We start from the raw sequence: 22,726 nt of genomic DNA on the forward strand, positions 1-22,726 counted from the left end.
TAGTAGATTTTATTTCATAATGATTGGTTGAATTAAGAACAAAATGCTTCTTCTTGCTTTTGTGTCAGCTCGATTTCAAAGCCCAAATCTTCAAGCATACGATAATCGCTATTGGCTTCTTGTCCTTCAGTAGTTAAGTAATCCCCAACAAAAATACTATTTGCTGCATACAGTCCAAATGGCTGAAGGAATCCTAAATTGACTTCGCGACCACCGGAAATTCTAATTTCCTTCGAAGGATTCATGTAGCGGAATAACGCTAATACTTTTAAGCAATAGCGAGGATTTAAGTCCTGTGTTCCTTCAAGTTTCGTTCCATCAATTGCATGTAAGAAGTTAACTGGAATTGAATCCGCGTCCAACTGATGCAATGCGCGTGCAATTTCCACGACATCCATTTTCGTTTCTTTCATCCCAATAATGGCTCCAGAACATGGGGAAATACCATGTTTCTTTACAACCTCAACGGTATTAACACGATCCTCATATGTGTGCGTCGTCGTAATATAGGAATGGTGACGCTCTGATGTATTTAAGTTATGATTGTAGCGATCAACACCCGCTTCTTTTAATTGTTGTGCTTGTTCTTCTTTTAGTAAACCTAAGCAAGCGCAAACTTTTAAGCCATATTTTGCTTTAATTTCTTCAACGGCTTCACTCACTACATTGACATCTTTACGAGTCGGCCCACGTCCGCTTGCGACGATGCAATACGTACCAATTTTATTTTCAAACGCACGCTTTGCCCCCGCTAATATTTCTTCTTTTGTAATGAACGGATATTTCTCAATAGGAGCGGTCGATTTAGATGACTGCGAGCAATAGCCACAATCCTCTGGGCAATAGCCACTTTTAGCATTCATAATCATATTTAACTTTACTTTTTTACCGTAATAGTGCTTACGAATGGCAAATGCGCCGTCCATTAGCTTTAAAATATCATCATCATCACTATTTAAAATGGCAAGTGCCTCATCATCGCTAATTACCTTGCCTGCAATCACTTCATCTGCTAATTGTAACCAATTCACTAAACATTCTCCTTTTCAATTTGCACAAGTTTTATAGCTCTAGCGGAACGGAATACTTTGTATAGACGTTCAGCTAAAAGGGCAGAAGCAATTGCTAAGCAAAAGTCTGCAACAATACTATTGACAAAGCCTACTAAAAATACATGAGACCAACTTGATTTCATGTTTAACCATACATTTAATGCTACATATAAATAAGGTACTGCGACTGCATAAATAATGATAAGCCCTATAATATTGGCAACAATGAAATGCTTTTTCGTTGGTGATTCTACTCGATCAATCATATAGCCGATTACTAATGCAGCAAGAGCAAATCCTATTAAGTAACCAAAAGTCGGCTGCAATACATATGTAATGCCTCCACCTTGTGTAAAAACTGGCAAGCCAACTAAACCTATTCCTATGTAAACTAGCTGACTTTGAAATCCATTGCGACCACCGAGTAAGCAGCCCGCTAAAAAGACAAAGACAATTTGTAATGTAAACGGCACGAGTGGTAATGGAATTTTAATGAAGGCACCAACTGCTGTTAATGCAGCAAACATCGCAATCATCACAAGTGATAACGTTGACTGTTGTTTCATCATGCCCTCATCCCTCCCGCTCTTCAAAAAATTGAACAATTGTATCTTTTGTTGTTTGAATCATAAATTGCATTTCATCGTCCGTTATAATGTATGGTGGCATGAAATACAAAACATTCCCAAGTGGACGAATCAGTAACCCTTTTGCTAAAGCTCTTTTGTATATTTGATAGCCGATGCGCTCCTCACTCGGTAATGGCTCTTTGGTATCGCGATTCGCCACAAGTTCAATCGCCCCGACAAACCCAACTTGCCGATATTCACCAACAAAAGGTAAATCACTAAAAGCCTCCAAGGCTAGCTTTCGCATGCGTTCACCTTTGTCTTGCACAACGTCTATATACTGTTCCTCTTCAAATATCGCCAATACCTCTAGAGCAACACGGCAGGCAAGTGTATTCCCTGTGTAACTATGTGAATGTAAAAACGCCTTCATCGTGGCATAATCATCATAAAATGCCTGATATACTTCATTCGTCGTCATTACGACAGACAGTGGTAAATACCCACCTGTTAAACCTTTTGATAAACACATAAAATCCGGAGAGATATTAGCCTGCTCACAGGCAAAAAGTGTACCTGTGCGCCCAAAACCTACAGCAATTTCGTCTGCAATTAGATGCACATCATATTGCGTACATAGTTCACGTAAACGTCGCAAATAAATAGCTGGATACATTTTCATCCCTGCTGCCGCTTGAATGAGTGGCTCAATAATAACCGCCGTAATTTCCTTATGATGCATGCGCAACTGATCCTCTACAAAACTAATACATTGGGCATGGCAACTATCCGGATGATGCTTGAATGGGCAACGGAAACAATCTGGGCCTTGTGCTCGTACCGTATCCAATAACAGTGGTTGATACACTTCGTTATAAAGATCTACGCCACCGACGGATAAAGCACCTAATGTTTCACCATGGTAGGCATCCGTTAATGCCAAAAAGCGTTTTTTTTGCGTTTTCCCCGTTTGCATATGATATTGAAAACTCATTTTTAAAGCGACTTCTATAGCAGATGAACCATTATCTGCAAAAAATACTTTTTGTAAACTTTGTGGTGTTAAAGCTACTAATTTTTGTGCGAGTTTAATCGCTGGCTCATGTGAAAAATTCGCAAAAATTGTATGCTCCAACGTAAATGCTTGTTCACTTAATGCTTGGCTAATACGTGGATTGGCATGTCCAAATAAATTGACCCACCATGAAGATACCGCATCAAGATAGCGTTGATTCTGTTCATCATACAGCCATACACCTTCGCCTTTTTTTATAACGATTGGTGGAAAAGCCTCATAATCTTTCATTTGTGAGCAAGGATGCCAGACATGTTGTAAATCTTTTTCTTGTAGCTCAGTTAATACTTGTTTCACGTCTAATCAGCCTTTCAAACAATGATGTGCCCGTAATTGCATACTCATTAATGTCCGACAGCTCTTCCAGCTTTGGTATCGTCATATAGGGCAATGTATAATACTGTAAAATCGTTTGAATATTGTCTTGCTCCATCCTGCTCCCCATATCACCGTTAAATACAAGACCAAGCACTTCAATTTTCCGTGTAGTCAATGCCTCTAACGTTAAGAGCGTATGGTTAATTGTTCCTAGTGCTGTTCGTGTAACCACGACAACGGGTAGTTTACTTTCAACAATGACATCCAACAATGTCGTTTCGCCACATGCATCTAATGGCACAAAGAGCCCACCCGCTCCTTCACAAATAACAACATCCCATGTTTGCTGTAAAAGTTGCATTTGCTTTAATAACTGCTGTGTGTCAATTTGCTGCCCCTCCAGTTGAGCCGCAAAATGTGGCGATGCAGCCTCTTTAAATGAATAGCCATTTAAATTCTCTCTGTCTAGCAATTGCAAGGAATATTTTTCATACATCGCTGTGTCGAAGTAATAGGCTTGTTCACCATCATACACTTCACCAGTTTGGACTGGTTTATAAGGCGTTACACGTACGCCCTGTTTTTGCAAATTACGCATTAATAATGTGGTGACAAATGTTTTTCCAACATCTGTATCTGTTCCAACAACCCAAAAGTGTTGCAACTGTACCTCCCCCTCTTTTAGTTAACCAACTATAGTTTTTAAGTTAACACATTCTTTTTCCTTTTGTAAATGCCTTTTTTTGCATTTTTACATAAATGATTCAGATAATGCTTTTTCCGAGGGTATTCTATCCTAAATTTCACTCGATTGATCGGATATTCACCCCGTTTTATCAACGTTGGATTATTTCCCAAGAAATATTAAAGGGTTTTTATCATAGGTTGTAGTATTAATCAAAACAGGGGGTGGCAAAATGTTTGGACTATTTAAGGAGACAGATAAAAAGCTAGATACATATGAACAAATGAGCAGTATTTTAAATACTTTGCTTACTTACGAAATAAGAGATTTACCGTTGCGTTATGAATTTTGGTATCGTGTAGCTATTCGGCAAGAAGAATATCGAACATTGCAAGCAGAACATCGAGAAAAAATATCAATGCATACGGCCATAGGAAGGTTTCATCAAGTTCAATATGAGGATACGAAACAGAAGTGTGCAAAGCTTGAACGACTGACGGATATTTATAAGTTATTGTGTATCGAGGAAGAACGTCAAACAATGAATCACCGTCTATCTTTCCACAAGGAAGCAATAGAGGAGATTTATAGGCATGTGCAAAAGAAACACCTTTATACGTATAGCGATTCCGTACAACGTCAATTTTGGGATGCCGTTAGTGAAGACATACTAAAAGCAATTGCCCATCTAGATTAACACTAGATGGGCAAACCACTTGTTTTATAGTTTTAATACTTTATCTATTTCTTTTTCAATTAAACATTGAAGTCGCACTTTATCCATTGGTACTAAGCCCATTAAAACATGCAGGGCAAGACCATCAATAAATGCATGTAAATGGACAATTTCATCGTGTAGTACTAGTCCATCTTGCAGTAAATTTTGTTGTTGTAAATAAGCAAATATCTTTTCAATACCGCTCAATATATTTTCTTCTGACGCTTCTCCACTTCGCACCTTATAAGAAACAAATTCTAGCCAAACTTGCATTTCAATAATATGTTGTTCAGAGATTGGCACGAGCTCCAAAAGTACTGCTACAATAATTTGCTTAATCGGTAGTGGCTTTTGTAAATGCTGGGCAATACGCTCATTTACTTGCTGCTCTACTAACTCCATCGCAAATACGATTAATTCCTCATGCGTGTTAAAATAGTAACGAACAGCACCTAATGATAAATTTGCCTCCTTTGCAATTGAACGTACTGTAGCACCTCTAAGTCCATCCCTAGCAATTACATTCCACGTGGCTTTCGCGATACTCGCTTTTCTTTCTTCATGATTCACTATTTTTGGCATACTTCAAGTATAGACTATTTTAATACATTTGTATTATTTAAAACTTTATGGTAATTTTATTTAATACAACCGTATCAAAATAATGGAGGGTTTTTATGATTGCTTGGATTATCGCTGCAGAAATAGCATTTTGGATTGTCATATTAATAGCTTTGGTTTGTAGATACCGTTTTAACAAGCCAAAACTAAGCATTTTCTTTTTTGCCCTTACACCTGTTATAGACCTTCTATTAATCTTGCTAACTGCTATGGACTTAAAAGCTGGTACACCAGCATCCGCTTCTCATGGTATTGCCGCTATCTATATAGGTGTCTCGATTGCCTATGGGAAGACAATGATTACATGGGCAGATGAAAAGTTTCAACAATGGTTTTTAAAAATCCAGATAGAAAAACAGCGGTTAACAGGATTGGCGAAAGGAATCCATGAAGTAAAAATGCTCGGTTTACATGTTCTCGCCTACATTATTAGTACTAGTTTATTGTACGCGATGATTGTATTTATTGGTCAACATACCGATACGTCTTCCCTACTACAAGTGATGAAAATTTGGGGGATTGTTTTAATAATCGATGCCGTCATTAGCCTTTCTTATGTCATTTTCCCCGGCAAAAAATAACAGTCGTGTTCTCTTGCCCCTTACATGTGGAAAGGGATTGGTTGGATAGGTATTGATCGTGCAATACATAAAGATGTATTTAATAACAAAGCAATTACTAACCTTATAATTTCCAATCCATCTCCTTAGCTATAAACACAGCTAGAGGCTGGGACAAAAGAGAAAAAGTGTTAGATTGATAGCAGTCAATCTAACACTTTTTTGCTGCGCCGTTATTGTCCGCTTCGGCGGTGCTTTCCGCTCAGCGCAGAATGCGTGCTTCTTACGCTGTGTGCGTTCTGTGCAGGAGTCACCACGTCCCAGCCTCTTTAGCTGTTTACCATTCCCCTTTATTTTTCTCCATACCTTGGCGTAATATGTCTCTTAATTCCTGTACTTGATCGACTTTGATTGCCACTTTGTTATAACGCTTTTTCAGACCTAACATAAACGTTACTTCCACCGGTTCTTTCATCTGCAATATCATGTGAGGATAGGCTTCTCCAAAGTCACGTGCAATAAAATCGATTGTATCTTTCGATAATTTTTCTTTTAACAGTTCTGGGTTTTCTTCCACTTTTTCAATCGCATCGAAGCGAATGGTCGCTCGCTTCATTAAACCTAAAGATAAATATAATGAATCAGAGGTTGCGTAAATAGGATTTAAGCGAATTGCCTGCATGTCAGCTATAAAAAATAACACAGAGTAAATATTTATAATGAGTAATAAGATGGATAATAGCATGGATTTCTCATGAAGCCACCAGTGGATACCAATAGTCTCTATCACGATGGCATGAATCATCATTATCTGAAAGGCGATATAGCTAGAGTTTTTATGTAACGTTAATCCCGCCCGCTCTTTTCGCTTCCAACTTGCGAATCCGTAGTAAAGAACGAGTAAATCTGTACACAGCATCTGTATAATCCGATACTTTGGAGCATGTTTTTCAACTGCTTGTGGAAAAGAAAAAATGTCTGGTAAAGAACTTGCCCGCACATCTGCTATCATTTTAGGTAAGTAATATACTAACGTTGTAACAAATAATAGTTCGGTCACGATAAGTGCCCCTTCAATTGCAAATCCAGCCCATGTCACCGCCACATACGGTTGCAAATGATCCATTGGAATAATGAAGCGTGCTGCAATACAACCTGTTGCGGCCAAAACAATCGCATACTTAATAGAAAACTTTCGTTTATACAGCATAAATAGCACTGGTATTACGACGATAAAGTCGAGTAATGAGCCAAATACAACGCCCGCTGTTTCTGCTGGTAAAATGGACATACCTAATCCTGTATTATAAAGCGAATAGTTGCTAATTAATACAACGACTAAAAACGCCATCCAGATGTTTTGTTTCTTTTTTAAGACCATCATTTCGAATCTCTCCTTTAACTATTAGACTGCTACACGTAATGACATCACTCTTTTCTTATTTCCTCTACCATGCCTTCTTTCAAAACAATGTTATTTAATTTTTGAATAATTTCCTTCAATTGGACTAATTCTGATCGTTCAAGTTTCGAGTAATACTTGGCAATAATATAGCGCTTAATTTCTTCTTCCCGCTCGAAATACTGATTACCCGCTATATCTAAGTGGACAAAAATTTCACGGCGATTTTTGGGGTTAATTTGTCGGATTACATATCGTTGATCTTCAAGTTTACTTACGAGTTGACCAACAGCACTTGAAGTAATATTCAAATAGTGAGCAATTTGTCCAATGGTTACACTTTTATTTTTATGGATAAAATCCATAAGTATTATTTGCTTTGTAGACAAATCATCTGTTACTAAATGCTGATGGACTTTTATAAAATGGCTATCCATCGAGTAAATCGCATCGTTAATTTCCTGTACGAGTGTATATAATGCGTCATCATGTTGGTCCATCAAAATCATCCTTTAAGTTAGGTTAATAGTTAAGTTAACTTTAATATTAAGTTTATTTTAAAATAGAGTGCATCATTTGTAAACAATTTACAAGGAAAGCAAAGTTTTTAATGTATGAGCATGTCATGAAATATTCACTTTTCTCCGAACACTACGTATTGCGCTGTTCAACTAAAAATTTTTTGCGATACGCATGTGGTGAATAACCCGTATATGCTTTAAAACGCTCAATATAGTAACTAACTGTACTAAAGCCTGTGTCTGATGCAATAAAGGTGATGGGTTTGTCACGATCGCGCAACAATTCCATACTTTTCCTTAAACGGTAATGGGATAGATAGGTAAATGGTGTCATACCGACTACTTTTTTAAAAAAACGACTGCATTCTGCCTTGCTGATAAACACATGTGCAGCTAATTTTTCCAGGGTTATTTTTTCTTGATAATGACGATGAATGTAGTCAAGCATTTCTTTTGCACGCTCATGTTGCACGATTATAGAAGCATGTATCGTTTCCTCAGTAAGCTTCGATTGCATTAAAATAGCCTCCCAAATCGATAATAATCCCCTCCATACCTGAAATTCAAAAAAGGCATTTCGTTCTTTTAATAATTGGGCAACACGTTCTACAGCTTGTGCTAGCTCACCAGAAAGCTTAACAAATGGTAGTCTATTATTGGCTATATATGGTTGCACATATTTAGATGTCAACACACTGCCTTCATGACCGCCTAAAAATTTCGGATCAACATTTATACAAAACAGCAACGACTGGTCCACCTCATTTGGTTTTGCTTCATGTAAACATGCTGCATTGACAAATAGCCCTTCTCCCGCCTCAAGCAGTATGATGTCCGCACCTACACGATAGTTGACACGTCCACTTTTGACATAGACGAACTGTATTTCTTTATGCCAATGTAATGGCAAAAAATCCAACCGATCTACTTGTAATGTCGTTTCGTATAAAGCAATTGGAAATGCATTCGAACCATGTATCGTTAATTCTTGTAAATCCTTCGCTACTTTAATATGCGTCAATGTCAATGCAAACACCTCAATATATTGATAGTTTAAACCGTTAATACGATATTTTTTACAATGAAAATTATATATTATTTTTTTATATTGATAGTTTAGGAGATGTTAGAAAATGAATCAACAACATAAAAAAAACCGTGCTTTTGGTTTTATGCTTGTCATTCTTGGTGCAAGCTTTTGGGGAATTGGCGGAACAGTTGCGCAAAAACTATTCCAGCAAGAACATATTGAAGTTGGTTGGCTCGTATCGAGCAGATTGCTTGTTGCTGGTATCTTGTTAATTGCCATTTACAAAATAACACATCGTCACCAATCCATTTTTGTTATGTGGCGAACAAAGCAAGATGCATTCAGACAAATTCTCTTTAGTCTACTTGGTATGCTTGCTGTGCAATATACATATATGATGTCCATTGCAATCGGTAATTCTGCTGTAGCGACTTTATTACAGTATTTAGCGCCACTTTTCATTATCAGTTACTATATTATTAAAAAATACAGTAAACTCACCAAACAAGATGGCATTGCTGTATCACTTACACTAATCGGTACGACTTTATTGCTGACAAACGGTTCATTTTCCACGCTTTCTGTCCCATTTATGAGTGTATTTTGGGGGGTGTTATCCGGTCTGGCTGTCGCTTTTTATACATTGTATGCCGTACCGCTTTTACAACAATTCCATTCTTTACTTGTTGTCGGTTGGGCGATGCTCATTGGGGGTGTCACCATGAGCATATTCTATCAACCATGGCACATTGAGCTATCGACCTGGACATTTGCGACTACTGCTTATTTTTTCTTTATCATTATTTTTGGTACGATGCTTGCATTTTGGTTTTATATTGCCAGTTTGCATTACCTATCCCCAAAAGAAACAAGCTTACTTGGTAGTTTGGAACCTTTAATGGCCGTCATCACAAGTGTTCTTTGGCTGCAAATTCCATTTGGGGGCTTCCAAATGATTGGCACATTACTGATTCTATGCATGATTTTATATCTTACAGTGTTTCAGAAGAAAAACTTATAATTGTAATTTAAACCCAGTTTAATAGTAAATAACTCTGAAATTTGATTATTCAAAAAATAATTAGTCGTAAACTACTATACGAGAACATTTTCACCATGAAATTATATATAAAATTTACATATTTCGTATATCTTTTCTCCTTGTTTGTCCAGTATACTAAAAAATATCAAGAAGTTAAGGAGGCTATATATGAATAAAAAAGTTATTTTCTTCGAAGTACAAGGCGGCACTGACAAGGGACCTGACGGCTACAGACTTGATACAATGCCGATGGTCAATGCACTTAAACAACGTGGACAAGATGCGGAAGTAATATTTTTTGAGGTAACAAAAAAGGACGAAATTTTTGACTACGTAAAAGAAAATGGCGTTTCCTATGTATCTCGCATTAATCCTGGTAATTTAGAACATGAGGAAGAATATTTCGAAATGCTACGAGAGTTATGTGCAGCAGGTGTGATTGGCATGCCTCATCCGGATGCAATGATTGGCTACGGTTCGAAAGATGTATTATCGAAATTAGTGTCTACTAATTTAGTACCAGATGATACATTTGCTTATTACACGATTGAGGCATTTAAAGCACAATTCCCTACTTCCCTTGCACTGACGGAACGTGTCTTAAAACAAAATCGAGGTTCAACTGGCGAAGGTATTTGGCGAGTAAAATTAGTCGAGCCCCTTGCTGCTGGCATAACAGAAGTACCTCTTGATGCCAAAATTAAATGTACTGAAGCAAAAGATAATCATGTAGAGTATTGGGAGCTAGGTGCATTTATGACGTTTTGTGAGCAGTACATTACTGGCACAAATGGAATGTTAATTGATATGCGTTTCCTTCCTCGTATTACTGAAGGCGAAATCCGCTTATTTATGTTGCGTGACAAACCAGTTCACGTGGTACATAAAAAACCAGCCGATACTGAAGATGCCTTTAGTGCTACACTTTTCTCTGGTGCGCAATATCGCTACGATAAACCAGAGGATTGGGAACAACTTGTACAAAATTTCTTAACACAGTTACCACTCGTTACCAACTTATTAGGTAATTATGATTTACCACTTATTTGGACAGCCGATTTTATGCTAGATACAAATGAGGCAGGCGAAGATTGCTATATTTTAGGTGAGATGAATTGTTCTTGTGTAGGCTTTACTTCTGAACTGGCTTTGGCACATCAAGTAGCGGAAGAAATAATCGCTTGCATTGAGGAACATCGCACAATTCCAGCATAACGATGATGACAACCTAAAAAGGCATTGAGAATCTACTTCTCAATGCCTTTTGTCGATTATCTGTACATTTTAATTCCTTGAATAAATTCATAAATAAAGTAACCTGCGAAACCAATTAATAACACGCCTGATATCATTGTCAGGGTTTTAATCATTTTTCGACTCATCGCCTTACGTGTAACCGAAACAATGGTCATCAAACCTATGTCGTGCAGTAAAATACCGCTAAGTATACCAGCAGCTATTACTAGGAAACTTGCTGACTCTCCTTTGTCATACGATTTTGCTAGAACTACACCGAATACATTTACCCAAAAAACAAGGTTTCCTGGCGAAATGGCTACCAGAAGCCCGTTGCGATACGATGTGAAAAACGATTTTGTTACCTTTTCACCCGCTAGCGTAATGTCTTGATCGGCATTTTTGATAGAATCTAACCCAAGTAAAAACAAGAAGCCGGCGCCAATAATCCACATAGGCAGCTGAATTAGCGGCATAGCTAATATAGAAGCAAGCCCCATATACAGAGCAAAAACTAATACTACATCAACCGTCATACCGCCAAGCCCTACTGCCCAGCCATGCATAAAGCCATTTTTTAGCCCCTGCTTGGTCATTTCGACCGTGATGGCACCTACAGGCATTGCTATAGCAAGCCCTACTAATACATACGCAACATATAAACTCAAACAAACACTTCTTTCATGCAATAAAATAAGCTTCTTACGTCCGTTTATAATCCTATTCTAGCATAAAAATACAGAAATGTAGTGCCTGCCACTCAAAAAATTTATAAATATACAATTAAATATCTACTGAAACGCCCGTCGTTAAGCATATTTACTAAGTGCCAGTCACTCAAACAATTCATAAATATACAAGTAAAGCCTGCATAAACGCACGTGGAATACTATAATTAAAAAGCTCGTCCTTATAGCATTTGTTTCTTCCACTGTGTTAGTAAATCCTCTGACTTAGCGATGTCCACCTTTAACGCCACTTGCTTAGCAGAGCAGCGTTTTTTGGCTTTCGACCAAGCTTCCTCTAGTGCCGGTAAGTAACTTAAATTTTTGGTAGCTGCAACTAACTGGAAAAAGATATTCCCTTGAATATAATACCAACGAGCATTCATGCCATCTAGCTGAATCGCCTCTTCAATGAGACGAAGTGCCAAATACGGGCTCGCTTCCATATGATTAATAAATTGCGCAAATGCTCCCCAATACAGTGCTATATTCGGTTGTAATTTAATCGCTTCCGCATATTGTACCATTGCTTTATCAGGCTCTTTTGCGAGTACAAAATATTCAGCCATTGTATAGTAAGCATTTGCTTGCGCTTCGATAGACCCTGCTAATAATTCATCTACCACTCGACCAAATTGCTCATCGTCCTGACTGCCAATATAGGCACTAAGGACATCACGCTCTGGATACGATCCATCCGCACGTTCGACACTTTGCTTTATATTATCTGCAGTGTGGACTGGCATAGTAGCATAGCCATTAGCCTCTAAAAGTGCCACATGCTGTTGAATAATAGGAAAAGAATCATCTGCTTCAAATGATTCGTTCTTTAATAATGCCTTCGCCAAGCTATAGCTTTCTTTCACTTGTCCACTGACAAATAATTCATTTATTTGTTGTACTTGTTCATTAAATTGATTGATCACGATAAAATCCTCACCTTCACCAAAGAGCTTTCTTATTGGTAGTTTACCATCTTTAGAGCGAAAAACAGCAATAATCATAAAACCAATGCATTCTTATGCTGTTTTTTTAATATAAATAATGTCAGCCTACTTGCAACACCATGAAGAATAATCGGTTTCAAGCGCATTGCAACGTCAGCTTCCAAAAGCACCATTCATCATTCATAGAAAAATAACCATTATTCCCATACGAAATTTAGATAAATCCCTCCATCTTTCAAACTTTTTCACATAATAATAGTTATAATTTGGATATTTTTTCTGAATTATGAGATAATTGAAGTAAAATATTTTCATCTTTGGGGCAAGTAAATTTTATTTTAGGAGGGGCTTGCTATGAATAAACGTTTTCATCTGTTATTACTTATTATGGGCAATTTATTAACACTTGGAGCCATTTTTATTTATGCTGTGCAAAGTCAAGTGCAAGTGGCCTTCAGCACCTATGGCCTCGTGATGGGATTATTAAGTACGCTGTTAATCATTATTTTTTATTTATGGGGCGATGCAGAACCCCACCTTTGAGTGCCAGTCACTCAAACAATTTTTAAACAATTTAAGGTGCATGACTACCAAGTAAAAATCCATGGAGACTTCTGCTATCTACGCTAAAGCATAACCCAATAACTCAACTATGAGCGTTTTTGTAACCTATGTCGTGCAGGCCCGAATACGCAGTGGATTTTTACGCGTTAGGTGCTCAGCTATCAGGGTATCCCCCACTAATTACGGCTAATAAATGTTGAAATAAAAAATTTTTTGTAGAAATTTAAAAACAATGATTGAGTAGTAAATCAATTTTCTGTATAATCAGCTTGTTTGACAATACTTTATATGAACTTGGGGGTAGACAATTGGGTAAAGCATTGATTATAGGAGCTGGCGGAGTAGCCAGTGTTGTGGTACACAAGTGTGTTCAAAATTCGGACGTATTTGAGGAAATTTGTATCGCAAGTAGAACTGTTTCAAAATGTGACGCTCTAAAAGAAAAACTAGACGGCGGAAAAACAAAGATTCATACTGCACAGGTAGACGCTGACAATACAGATGAATTAATCGAACTTATTAAAAGTTTCGGACCAGATGTTGTCATTAACGTAGCGTTACCTTATCAGGACTTAACGATTATGGATGCTTGCTTAGCGACAGGTGTGCACTATGTGGATACTGCAAACTACGAGCCACCTGAAACGGCAAAATTTGAATATAAATGGCAATGGGCTTATAAAGAGAAGTTTGAAAAAGCTGGCTTAACGGCATTACTTGGTAGTGGTTTTGACCCTGGTGTAACAGGCGTTTTCACAGCACATGCTCAAAAACATGAATTCGACGAAATCCACTATATCGATATCGTAGATGCCAATGCTGGTGACCACGGTTATCATTTCGCAACAAACTTCAATCCAGAAATCAATATTCGCGAAATTACAGCGAATGGTCGTTACTGGAAAGAAGGCGAGTGGATTGAAACAGCACCACTTGAGAAAAAAGAAGTGTATAACTTACCAGAAATCGGGCCAAAAGATATTTACCTGTTATACCATGAAGAATTAGAATCAATTGCTAAAAACATTAAAGGTCTAAAGCAAATTCGATTCTGGATGACATTCTCTGAAAAATACTTAACACACTTAAAAGTATTAGAGAATGTAGGCATGACTTCAATTGAACCAATCGAATTCGAAGGGCAAATGATTCAGCCAATCCACTTCTTGAAAGCCGTATTACCAGATCCAGCATCATTAGGACCACGTACAAAAGGTAAAACAAATATCGGCTGTATTATCCGTGGTTTAAAAGATGGCAAGGAAAAAACGTACTACGTGTATAACGTATGTGACCACGAAGCGTGCTATAACGAAGTTGGTTCTCAAGCGATTTCTTACACAACTGGCGTACCAGCAATGATCGGTGCAATGCTTGTTATGAACGGTCAATGGCAAAAACCAGGTGTCTGGAACGTAGAAGAATTCGATCCAGATCCATTTATGGATGCATTAAACAAATGGGGTCTACCATGGCAAGAAAGCCATAACCCAGAATTACTTGACTTAGAGATCGAAGCGAAGGAAAGTAGCCGATGAAACCAATTGATTTCACAAAAGTTCCATCACCTTCTTATGTAGTGGATGAACGACTATTAACAAAAAATCTTGAGCTTTTAAAGTCGATACAAGATCGTACGGGCTGCCGTATTTTACTTGCTCTAAAAGGGTTTTCTATGCATTCAACATTCCCTTTAGTTGGTGAATACTTAGCTGGGATTACATCAAGCTCACTTTTTGAAGCCCGTCTTGGCTATGAAAAAATGGGCAAAGAAGTTCATGTTTATGCTCCTGCTTATGTAGAGCATGAAATGGACGAGCTTCTTGGCTATGTTGATCACATCGTCTTTAACTCTTTCAACCAATGGGCACAGTACAAGGATAAAGTAAAAGCTGCTGGCAAAACAATTGAATGTGGTATTCGTGTTAATCCTGAGTACTCTGAAATTGAAACAGCACTATATGATCCTTGCTATACGAACTCTCGTCTTGGTACAACATTAGCTAACTTCGACAAATCTCAGCTTGACGGTATTGATGGCTTACACTTCCACGCAATGTGTGAGCAAAACTCTGATACATTAGAGCGTATAATTGAAAAAGTCGAAGAAAAATTTGGTGATGTTTTACACCAAATGAAATGGCTAAACTTTGGCGGTGGTCACCATATCACACGTGAAGATTATGATGTAGAAAAACTAGTGAATATCATTAATTATATTCAAGATAAGTACAATCTCCTTGTGTATTTAGAGCCTGGTGAAGCAGTAGCACTGAATACAGGCTACTTAGTTGCAACGGTTCTTGATATTCAGAAAAACGGCATGGACTTAGCTATTTTAGATACATCGGCAACTTGTCATATGCCAGACGTACTTGAAATGCCTTACCGTCCGATGATTATCGGGTCAGGTCAAGCAAATGAGCTAGCATACACATATCGCCTTGGTGGACTTACATGCCTTGCAGGTGATGTTATCGGTGATTACTCATTTGAAGAACCTTTAAAACCAGGCGATCGTCTTGTCTTTACAGATATGGCCCACTACTCGATGGTTAAAAACCATATGTTTAACGGTGTCAACCTACCATCAATCGTTTCATATAACGATGAAGAAGGTATTAAAGTCATTCGTGAATTTAAGTTTGAAGACTATAGCGGTCGACTTTCTTAATCCAAATGAAAACCCCCTCCAACATTGGAGGGGGTTTTCATGTTATTCCTTTTGTTTATCAAAACTTATGCTTCTACGTTTTCTTTTTCATTTTCCAGCATTTTGTGCAAATAATTGATAATTTCTCGAATGCCATCTAAAGAATTTACAAGAATTTTAGGGTCTACATACGTAATCATACGGTTTTCTAAATTGGCCACTGCCGTAAAGTAACGTGTTTTGGAATAATTAACAAGCCCCATTTGCTTTAAAATGGACTCATCTAAATCAAGAATTTCACGTGCCTCTGTTACGAGCAAGCCATAGTTCACGACATCCGTATTGAGGACAATAATACGTGCTGTAGCCGCATTTGATGAACGATTATAGAGAATACGTTCAAAATCCAATACAGGAATTAGCTCTCCTCGATTTCTTGTAAAACCTAATAAATAATTTGGTAAATGTGGAATGGGCGTTATTTGCTCTAATTTTTCAATTGAGATTGCTTGCTCCACCGGTACTGCATATTCTTCTGTACCACAAGCGAAAACTACTGCCTTTACACTTTCCATTAGGTCACTTCCTTCTTTTTAGCGCTCGTGTTTAGCTGACTCTTTCACAATTTCCACAAGTAAATCTGCTAGTTTTTCTAATTCTTCTACAGGAATCTTTTCATTTGTTGTATGAATATCTTCATAGCCTACTGACAAGTTCACAGTAGGGATACCAAAGCCTGCAATAATATTGGCATCTGATCCGCCTCCAGATATACCTAGTTGTGGCGTGCGGTCAATGTTGCGGGCTGCTGCCATTGCTACTTGAACGACTTTGTCTGACTCTGTAACACGGAAACCAGGATACATTAGTTTCACTTCTATCTCTGCACGTGCACCCATTGCAGCGGCAACTTGTTCGAACGTATCTTGCATATGTTGAGTTTGGGCATCAAGTTTTGTCTTATCAATAGAGCGTGCTTCTGCTAAAATCGTTACTTCATCGCACACTATATTCGTTGCTTGACCGCCTTCAAAGCGACCAATATTAGCTGTTGTTTCTTCGTCCAAACGCCCAAGCTTCATTTGTGCAATACATTTTGACGCAACTGTAATCGCTGACACACCTTTTTCAGGAGCAACGCCTGCATGCGCTGTTTTGCCGATGATTTTGGCAAAAATTTTCGCTTGGAATGGTGCTGCTGTCACGATTCCACCTACTTTGCCATCACTATCTACTGCAAAGCCGTATTTTGCACGAATAATTGAAGGGTCCAATTCTTTCGCCCCCACAAGTCCGCTTTCTTCTCCTGCTGTAATGATGAACTCGATATCACCATGTTCGATTTGCTGTTCTTTTAAGCGTTTTACCATTTCAAACATCGCTGCTAGACCCGCTTTATCGTCTGCGCCTAAAATCGTTGTGCCATCAGAAACGATATAACCATCTTCACGTAGAGACGGTTTAATGCCCTTTCCTGGTACAACTGTATCCATATGAGAAGTAAAATAGATTGGCTCAATGTCTAATGAACCTTTTAATGTCGCAATAATATTGCCAGCTCCATGACCATTTCGAGTATGTGCATCATCTTGCACTACTGTAAAACCAAGTGCTATTAATTTGTCGATTAATACCGGCGCAATTAGTTGTTCATGTTTTGTTTCTGAATCGATTTGTACGAGCTCAAAAAACTCTTCTACTAAACGACTTGTCATGTTGTAAGACTCCCTTGATTTACGTGTTTTCCACGTCATAATATAAGTATTAGTTTAGCACAATGACTGAAGAGTTGGAATAATACGCTAGTAGTAACTTCTTTATTTTGTCTTTTCATTCCGTAGAAATCCATGAATCGTTGGTAACCCTTTAGCAAGCGCCCTAGCGTTTATAGCAAAAAAGTGTTAGATTGCTCACAAGCAATCTAACACTTTTTCGCTTTTGACTCGGTTTCGCTGTTAAATTTGTAAAATCGCCTTTTTTTCTTTCTGTAATTCTTCTAAATGAGCTACTGCTTTATGATGTTTTTCCTGTAAACGTCTAATCGTATTATGTACGTCATCTTGTACACGGGATACTTGCTCTCTTGCTGTTGATATTTTTGAATGGACTGACCAAGCAGAAAAAATATCATCAAAGAAATAATCCGCAAATTTTACAAAACCATCTGCCTCCACATGTAATGACTGGGTAGACAAATCTTGGACATCAAGCAATTCATTATGAAAACGTTGCAAGGCAATTTGAGCATTGTGAAGATAGCTTTCGGTTTTATCAAGCGCATCATGCTTTAAATGCGTGGCAATAATGCCACCTCCAAAAAACGTATCCCATGTAGAAAATCCACCCGCTGAATGCAGTGACGCTGCTGCCTGACCTAATTTAGTTAGCGCAATATCCCCCGCCTCTTCTGCTTCCGTTATCTCAAGAATTAGCTGCTTCGTCATCACTTCTTCATTCGCAAGCTGTTCCAATTTGTGCGCATATTCAGGCTCGTGTAGTTGAAGATAGCTTTGCTTTTTTTCTTGCAAACGACTTAGCGCTTGTTGCAATGGTTTTTCATTCGATTGGTTGAGCATGTGATTCACTTGCTCCAGGTCGATTGTTAAATCATGTAGCATTTTTTTGGCTTCATTGCTTTTCAATTCCAAAATTGCTGCTTTATCGACTTTCTCCGCTCTTAGCTCATCTTGTTGCCCTGTCCAAGTTCGAATCATATTCATAAATGAAAAACCTTCGAGCTTATCAAGTTTGATTCGAATTTGATTGAGTTCTATAGAATGTTTGGAAATTTCTTGCCTTGCATGCTCGATTTGTCCTTCAATTAAAAGCTTTTTTTCACTTAATCTATTAACATTTCTTAGCTGGGCATGAAGTTTTTCCTGCTCAGACTGTAATTGTTGCCACTCCATTCATCTCAACTCCCTTACCTATTTGTACGGGTGAGTCGCCATAATGTTTCAATTATCTGTCATTTTTTGAATATATTTTTTAGTCGTTCCATTTAAAAAACCCAGCAGCCAACTGGCTACTGGGTTTGTCCAACTTATAGTGGAATGTTTCCGTGTTTTTTCTCTGGACGTGTTTCGTGCTTGTTTGACAACATATCTAGAGCTTGAATAAGTTTGATACGCGTATCACGAGGATCAATAACATCGTCTACCATACCACGAGATGCCGCAACATAAGGATTTGCGAATTTCTCTTTGTACTCTTCAATTTTTGCTGCACGAGTTGCTTCTGGATCTTCAGACTTCGCAATTTCACGTGCAAAGATAATATTTGCTGCCCCTGCTGCACCCATTACTGCGATTTCAGCGTTTGGCCAAGAGAATACTAAGTCAGCACCGATTGATTTAGAGTTAAGTGCAACGTACGCACCACCATATGCTTTACGTAGAATAACTGTAATTTTTGGTACAGTTGCTTCAGAGTATGCATAAAGGATTTTCGCACCATGACGGATAATACCACCATGCTCTTGTTTTACGCCTGGGAAGAAACCAGAAACGTCTTCAAATGTGATAATTGGCACGTTATAAGCGTCACAAGTACGAATGAAACGAGCTGCCTTATCTGAAGAATCGATATCAAGACCACCAGCTAATACTTTTGGTTGGTTACATACAAGACCTACAGATTCACCAGCAATACGTGCAAAACCAACTACGACATTTTTCGCAAATTCTGAGTGAACTTCCATGAATGAACCTTCGTCCACTACTTGTTCTACAACTTTACGCACATCGTATGGACGCGTTGTTTCGATTGGCACAGTATCCACGATTTCTGGACGGTAATCGTCACCTTCTGGTCGTGGTTGACGCGGTGCTTTTTCTTTATTATTTTGTGGTAAATAGCTTAATAATTGTTTAATTTGATTGATTGCCGCTTCTTCAGATGGTGCACGGAAGTGAGCGTTACCACTTACTGCATTATTTACTTTTGAACCACCTAAGTCTTCAGCAGAGATTTTTTCGCCTGTTACTGTTTCAATTACTTTTGGTCCAGTAATAAACATTTGAGATGTTTTATCAACCATTAAGATAAAGTCTGTGATAGCTGGAGAATAAACAGCTCCACCCGCACAAGGTCCCATAATAACAGAGATTTGTGGAATTACTCCAGAGTAAATCGCATTACGGTAGAAGATGTGTCCGTAACCGTCAAGAGAAAGAACACCCTCTTGAATACGCGCGCCACCTGAATCGTTAATACCGATAAACGGTGTGCCGTTTTTAGCTGCTAGATCCATTACTGTCGCCATTTTTTTAGCGTGCATTTCACCAAGCGCTCCACCAAAAACAGTGAAATCTTGAGAGAATAAGTAAACTGGACGTCCGTTAATTTTACCAAAGCCTGTTACTACACCATCGCCAGGGCCTTCCATTTTGTCCATACCGAAGTCTACTGTACGGTGTGTAATGAATGGGTTAATCTCGAAAAACGTACCTTCGTCTAGTAATAATTCAATACGCTCACGAGCTGTTAATTTACCTTTATCATGTTGCTTTTCGATGCGTTCATAGCCACCGCCAAGCTCAATTACCGTCTTACGATCATATAAGTCATTAATTTTGTCGAACATATCCATACTAATCACTTTTCCCCTTTTCCACTTTTATCGCATAATTCATATAACACACCGAAAGATGATTTAGGATGCATGAAAGCAACCTCTGCGCCACCTGCACCTGGTCCTGGCTCTTCCGACAAAAGACGCACGCCTTTTTCACGAAGTTCTGCCATGCGTTCACGAATTCCTGTTACACCGAATGCAACATGGTGAATGCCTTCGCCACGTTTTTCGATGAATCCGTGAATAGCGCTTTTGTCGCTCATCGGTTCAAGTAACTCAATTTTCACATTGCCAGCGTCAATAAAAGCAACACGAACCTGTTGAGATTCAACCTCTTCCACTTTCAGCAACTTTAAACCTAAAGTTTCTGTATAATATGTAATGCGTTCATCTAGATCGCGCACTGCAATCCCAATATGGTCTACTCTCTCCATGGTGACATCTCCTTCTGTTATGGTACATAACCTATTTTACAGATTTTTTTGTCAAAACTCTACTACTTGAGAAATTTTTCAGATTTGCTAAACTATTTATAAGAAAAGAAGGAGCGAACGAGCATATGAGTAATAAAAAATTTCAAAAAGTCGTTGTTTATGCCATGATTGCCATCATGGTCATCTCATCTCTTGCATTCGGTTTATCAATGCTAGTTTAAGAAAATGCAAAGCGTCCACGCTACTGTGGGCGCTTTCTTTCTACCTTTAAACCCTTAAATGATTGCTTTATTTCTAAATACCGATCCATTTCTTCAATGAATTGATAAAGCGCTGCTTGCGCAATAAACTCTTGATGGTTTGTAGGTAAAGGTAGTTTCGCAAAATCTCTTTTCGCTAACTCTAATTTTTCCCTATAACGACCTGCCGTATTTCCAGAATGGACATGCTCCCCAAGGTCTTGGACAAAGTCTGCCACAATTTCCGCCTCTTGTACTATAACAGGTAATGCCGTTATTTTCGGGAGAACACGTTCAATAATTTCAAGCTGTTGCTCACGCATATCGAAATAGACATAATAGTCATTTTGTCTACGAGTAAAATGATTTTCTACATCTTTAAAGGCTAATGATTTTGCATCATTCAACGTTTTGACTGCTTGAATCAGTTCTTGTCCATCCCATAACGTATCACCCTGTCTTAAATAGCTGGCAATTTCTAAAAAAATCTTACTGTACAGTTCCTCTATTTTAACTCTATAGTAATTTAATTCCTTTTGAATGTCTGGCATATACATATTAATGGCGATTCCCGTACCATAACCAATTGCCATTAAGGCTAACTCATTCGTTACCAAATCATACGAAAAGCCCTTAGCTGCGTAAATATGCATAATAATCACCGCACTTGATACAAAGCCATCTGCTACCTTTAACGAAACAATCGTCGGTATAAACAATACAAGCATTCCTGCTAATGTTAACGGGTGATAAGAAAATAGCTCAAAGCTCAAAAATGCATACAGCATTCCAATAATGCTTGCGACAAAGCGAGTATAAGCAGCATGAAGGGATTTTTTCTTTGTTGGCTGCACACATAGAATCGTTAGAATACCGGCTGAAGCATATGAAGCCAATTCAAAATACTGCGCAATCGCAATGGCGATTGCTGCTCCGACTGCTGTTTTTAATGTACGATAGCCGATTGAAAATTTCTTCAAGTCGACTGCCTCCCATCCTGCAGCATTCATAACGAATAGTTATTCATTAGAAGCTCATCTTATCTATTTAAACTTTTATTGTGTTGCACATATATTTAGCCAATATTACAAAAATTCCAAAAGGATTTGACTAAAGTGTACTAGTCACTTTAGTCAAATCAATAAAAGCTAAACTTATGTTGAGCGCACCATGTAGGTGTTAATAAACTTTATAGCTCTTCACAATATTCTTCAAAATTTGCTTGTAAGTTTGTCACTACTGACATTGGATCATGGCCTTCGATTTCATAGCGACCCACTTCTGCTACGACTTGTCCATCTTTTAAAAGAACAAATGATGGAGAAGATGGTAAGTGGTCTTCACCGAAGTGATAACGAGCAGCTGCTGTCGCTTCTTTATCTTGACCTGCAAAGACAGTAACTAAATGATCTGGTCTTTTATCGTAATGCACACATTGCGCTGCTGCTGGACGAGCAATGCCCCCTGCACAGCCACATACTGAATTGACCATAACTAATGTTGTACCTGGACGAGCAAACGCCTCTTCAACAGCTTCAGGCGTGCGTAATTGCTCGTATCCTGCAGCCTCAATTTCTGCACGTGCTGTTTTTAAAATTTCTTGCATAAATAAATCGTAATCCATATTCATAAAGCGATAGCTCCTTTCAATTTCGCGCTGTCTTCATTTGCTTTGCATAACTTTAGGTTGAAAGCGCTCATACATCTCCTATCATAGCAGTAAGTGATGCTTTTGTGCACCTACATGCTCATATAAAAG

At 38.2% G+C, this 22,726-nt stretch carries 25 protein-coding genes; 8 read left to right on the forward strand and 17 right to left on the reverse strand.

Features of this window, described 5'->3' with window-relative positions:
* Window positions 1–32: 32 nt before the first annotated feature.
* Genes bioB through bioD form a run of 4 tightly spaced genes read right to left on the reverse strand, consistent with a single transcriptional unit; the run spans window position 33 to window position 3,678 of the window.
* Complete coding sequence (gene bioB / locus I5435_RS13820) at window positions 33–1,031, reverse strand: biotin synthase BioB (RefSeq protein WP_024361129.1); 999 nt, start codon at window positions 1,029–1,031, stop codon at window positions 33–35.
* Window positions 1,031–1,621 carry a biotin transporter BioY gene (locus I5435_RS13825; protein WP_025219901.1) on the reverse strand — a complete coding sequence of 197 codons (591 nt, stop codon included), beginning with the start codon at window positions 1,619–1,621 and terminating at the stop codon, window positions 1,031–1,033. Before I5435_RS13825 ends, bioB begins: the two co-directional genes overlap by 1 nt.
* Before the next feature lie 4 nt (window positions 1,622–1,625).
* A complete protein-coding gene (gene bioA / locus I5435_RS13830) occupies window positions 1,626–2,993 on the reverse strand; it encodes an adenosylmethionine--8-amino-7-oxononanoate transaminase (protein ID WP_337982452.1) in 1,368 nt (455 codons plus the stop codon).
* Window positions 2,974–3,678, reverse strand: a complete 705-nt coding sequence (gene bioD, locus I5435_RS13835; RefSeq protein WP_024361132.1) for a dethiobiotin synthase — start codon at window positions 3,676–3,678, stop codon at window positions 2,974–2,976. Before bioD ends, bioA begins: the two co-directional genes overlap by 20 nt.
* 253 nt (window positions 3,679–3,931) lie before the next feature.
* Here bioD and I5435_RS13840 point away from each other — a divergent pair, with 253 nt between their 5' ends.
* Entirely contained in the window at window positions 3,932–4,396 is a 465-nt protein-coding gene (locus I5435_RS13840) for a hypothetical protein (protein ID WP_024361133.1), read from the forward strand.
* 24 nt (window positions 4,397–4,420) lie between these two features.
* On the opposite strand, the gene I5435_RS13845 is transcribed toward I5435_RS13840, so the two are convergent.
* Complete coding sequence (locus I5435_RS13845; protein ID WP_158497891.1) at window positions 4,421–4,987, reverse strand: TetR/AcrR family transcriptional regulator; 567 nt, start codon at window positions 4,985–4,987, stop codon at window positions 4,421–4,423.
* 107 nt (window positions 4,988–5,094) lie between these two features.
* On the opposite strand from I5435_RS13845, the gene I5435_RS13850 reads away from it, so the two are divergent.
* Window positions 5,095–5,619, forward strand: a complete 525-nt coding sequence (locus tag I5435_RS13850) for a hypothetical protein (protein ID WP_025219903.1) — start codon at window positions 5,095–5,097, stop codon at window positions 5,617–5,619.
* 316 nt (window positions 5,620–5,935) lie between these two features.
* Here the strand turns inward: I5435_RS13850 and I5435_RS13855 are convergent, their stop codons facing one another.
* The 3 genes from I5435_RS13855 to I5435_RS13865 form a co-directional block, all read right to left on the reverse strand.
* Window positions 5,936–6,982 (reverse strand): beta-carotene 15,15'-monooxygenase, encoded by a 1,047-nt coding sequence (locus I5435_RS13855; RefSeq protein WP_337982453.1) that lies wholly within the window; start codon window positions 6,980–6,982, stop codon window positions 5,936–5,938.
* A 44-nt stretch (window positions 6,983–7,026) separates the two neighbouring features.
* Window positions 7,027–7,500, reverse strand: a complete 474-nt coding sequence (locus I5435_RS13860) for a MarR family winged helix-turn-helix transcriptional regulator (protein ID WP_337982454.1) — start codon at window positions 7,498–7,500, stop codon at window positions 7,027–7,029.
* Window positions 7,501–7,651: 151 nt separating this feature from the next.
* Complete coding sequence (locus I5435_RS13865; RefSeq protein WP_337982455.1) at window positions 7,652–8,542, reverse strand: AraC family transcriptional regulator; 891 nt, start codon at window positions 8,540–8,542, stop codon at window positions 7,652–7,654.
* Window positions 8,543–8,654: 112 nt separating this feature from the next.
* Between I5435_RS13865 and I5435_RS13870 the strand changes: the two genes are divergently transcribed.
* Both I5435_RS13870 and I5435_RS13875 read left to right on the forward strand, forming a co-directional pair.
* Window positions 8,655–9,572, forward strand: coding sequence for an EamA family transporter (locus I5435_RS13870; protein WP_231784662.1), 918 nt, complete (start codon window positions 8,655–8,657; stop codon window positions 9,570–9,572).
* 189 nt (window positions 9,573–9,761) lie between these two features.
* On the forward strand, window positions 9,762–10,808 hold the full coding sequence (locus I5435_RS13875) for a Cj0069 family protein (protein ID WP_108030040.1): 1,047 nt from the start codon (window positions 9,762–9,764) through the stop codon (window positions 10,806–10,808).
* Window positions 10,809–10,864: 56 nt separating this feature from the next.
* Here the strand turns inward: I5435_RS13875 and I5435_RS13880 are convergent, their stop codons facing one another.
* Together I5435_RS13880 and I5435_RS13885 are read right to left on the reverse strand one after the other, a co-directional pair.
* Window positions 10,865–11,497: a LysE family transporter gene (locus I5435_RS13880; RefSeq protein WP_024361140.1), complete on the reverse strand. Its 633-nt coding sequence runs from the start codon at window positions 11,495–11,497 to the stop codon at window positions 10,865–10,867.
* Between the two features lie 242 nt (window positions 11,498–11,739).
* Window positions 11,740–12,558 (reverse strand): tetratricopeptide repeat protein, encoded by an 819-nt coding sequence (locus I5435_RS13885; protein WP_337982456.1) that lies wholly within the window; start codon window positions 12,556–12,558, stop codon window positions 11,740–11,742.
* Window positions 12,559–12,855: 297 nt separating this feature from the next.
* Here I5435_RS13885 and I5435_RS13890 point away from each other — a divergent pair, with 297 nt between their 5' ends.
* The 3 genes from I5435_RS13890 (at window position 12,856) to nspC (ending at window position 15,739) form a co-directional block, all read left to right on the forward strand.
* Window positions 12,856–13,044: a hypothetical protein gene (locus I5435_RS13890; RefSeq protein WP_024361142.1), complete on the forward strand. Its 189-nt coding sequence runs from the start codon at window positions 12,856–12,858 to the stop codon at window positions 13,042–13,044.
* A gap of 329 nt (window positions 13,045–13,373) precedes the next feature.
* On the forward strand, window positions 13,374–14,603 hold the full coding sequence (locus tag I5435_RS13895) for a saccharopine dehydrogenase family protein (RefSeq protein ID WP_024361143.1): 1,230 nt from the start codon (window positions 13,374–13,376) through the stop codon (window positions 14,601–14,603).
* On the forward strand, window positions 14,600–15,739 hold the full coding sequence (nspC, locus tag I5435_RS13900) for a carboxynorspermidine decarboxylase (RefSeq protein ID WP_024361144.1): 1,140 nt from the start codon (window positions 14,600–14,602) through the stop codon (window positions 15,737–15,739). Before I5435_RS13895 ends, nspC begins: the two co-directional genes overlap by 4 nt.
* 65 nt (window positions 15,740–15,804) lie before the next feature.
* Here the strand turns inward: nspC and I5435_RS13905 are convergent, their stop codons facing one another.
* The 5 genes from I5435_RS13905 to mce form a co-directional block, all read right to left on the reverse strand.
* Window positions 15,805–16,293: a chemotaxis protein CheW gene (locus I5435_RS13905; RefSeq protein ID WP_024361145.1), complete on the reverse strand. Its 489-nt coding sequence runs from the start codon at window positions 16,291–16,293 to the stop codon at window positions 15,805–15,807.
* A gap of 18 nt (window positions 16,294–16,311) precedes the next feature.
* Window positions 16,312–17,433, reverse strand: a complete 1,122-nt coding sequence (locus I5435_RS13910; RefSeq protein WP_337982457.1) for a M20/M25/M40 family metallo-hydrolase — start codon at window positions 17,431–17,433, stop codon at window positions 16,312–16,314.
* 240 nt (window positions 17,434–17,673) lie between these two features.
* Window positions 17,674–18,627 carry a hypothetical protein gene (locus I5435_RS13915; RefSeq protein WP_025219912.1) on the reverse strand — a complete coding sequence of 318 codons (954 nt, stop codon included), beginning with the start codon at window positions 18,625–18,627 and terminating at the stop codon, window positions 17,674–17,676.
* 134 nt (window positions 18,628–18,761) lie between these two features.
* Window positions 18,762–20,309, reverse strand: a complete 1,548-nt coding sequence (locus tag I5435_RS13920; RefSeq protein WP_025219913.1) for an acyl-CoA carboxylase subunit beta — start codon at window positions 20,307–20,309, stop codon at window positions 18,762–18,764.
* Between the two features lie 5 nt (window positions 20,310–20,314).
* Complete coding sequence (mce, locus tag I5435_RS13925) at window positions 20,315–20,728, reverse strand: methylmalonyl-CoA epimerase (protein ID WP_024361149.1); 414 nt, start codon at window positions 20,726–20,728, stop codon at window positions 20,315–20,317.
* A gap of 125 nt (window positions 20,729–20,853) precedes the next feature.
* On the opposite strand from mce, the gene prli42 reads away from it, so the two are divergent.
* Window positions 20,854–20,949: a stressosome-associated protein Prli42 gene (prli42, locus tag I5435_RS13930; protein ID WP_152490651.1), complete on the forward strand. Its 96-nt coding sequence runs from the start codon at window positions 20,854–20,856 to the stop codon at window positions 20,947–20,949.
* Between the two features lie 20 nt (window positions 20,950–20,969).
* On the opposite strand, the gene I5435_RS13935 is transcribed toward prli42, so the two are convergent.
* Window positions 20,970–21,977: an aromatic acid exporter family protein gene (locus I5435_RS13935; protein ID WP_029747083.1), complete on the reverse strand. Its 1,008-nt coding sequence runs from the start codon at window positions 21,975–21,977 to the stop codon at window positions 20,970–20,972.
* 179 nt (window positions 21,978–22,156) lie between these two features.
* Window positions 22,157–22,597, reverse strand: coding sequence for a BrxA/BrxB family bacilliredoxin (locus I5435_RS13940; RefSeq protein WP_024361151.1), 441 nt, complete (start codon window positions 22,595–22,597; stop codon window positions 22,157–22,159).
* Window positions 22,598–22,726: the final 129 nt, after the last annotated feature.

Source organism: Lysinibacillus sp. C5.1 (assembly GCF_016350185.1).
GTDB classification, from domain to species: Bacteria; Bacillota; Bacilli; order Bacillales_A; family Planococcaceae; genus Lysinibacillus; species Lysinibacillus sphaericus.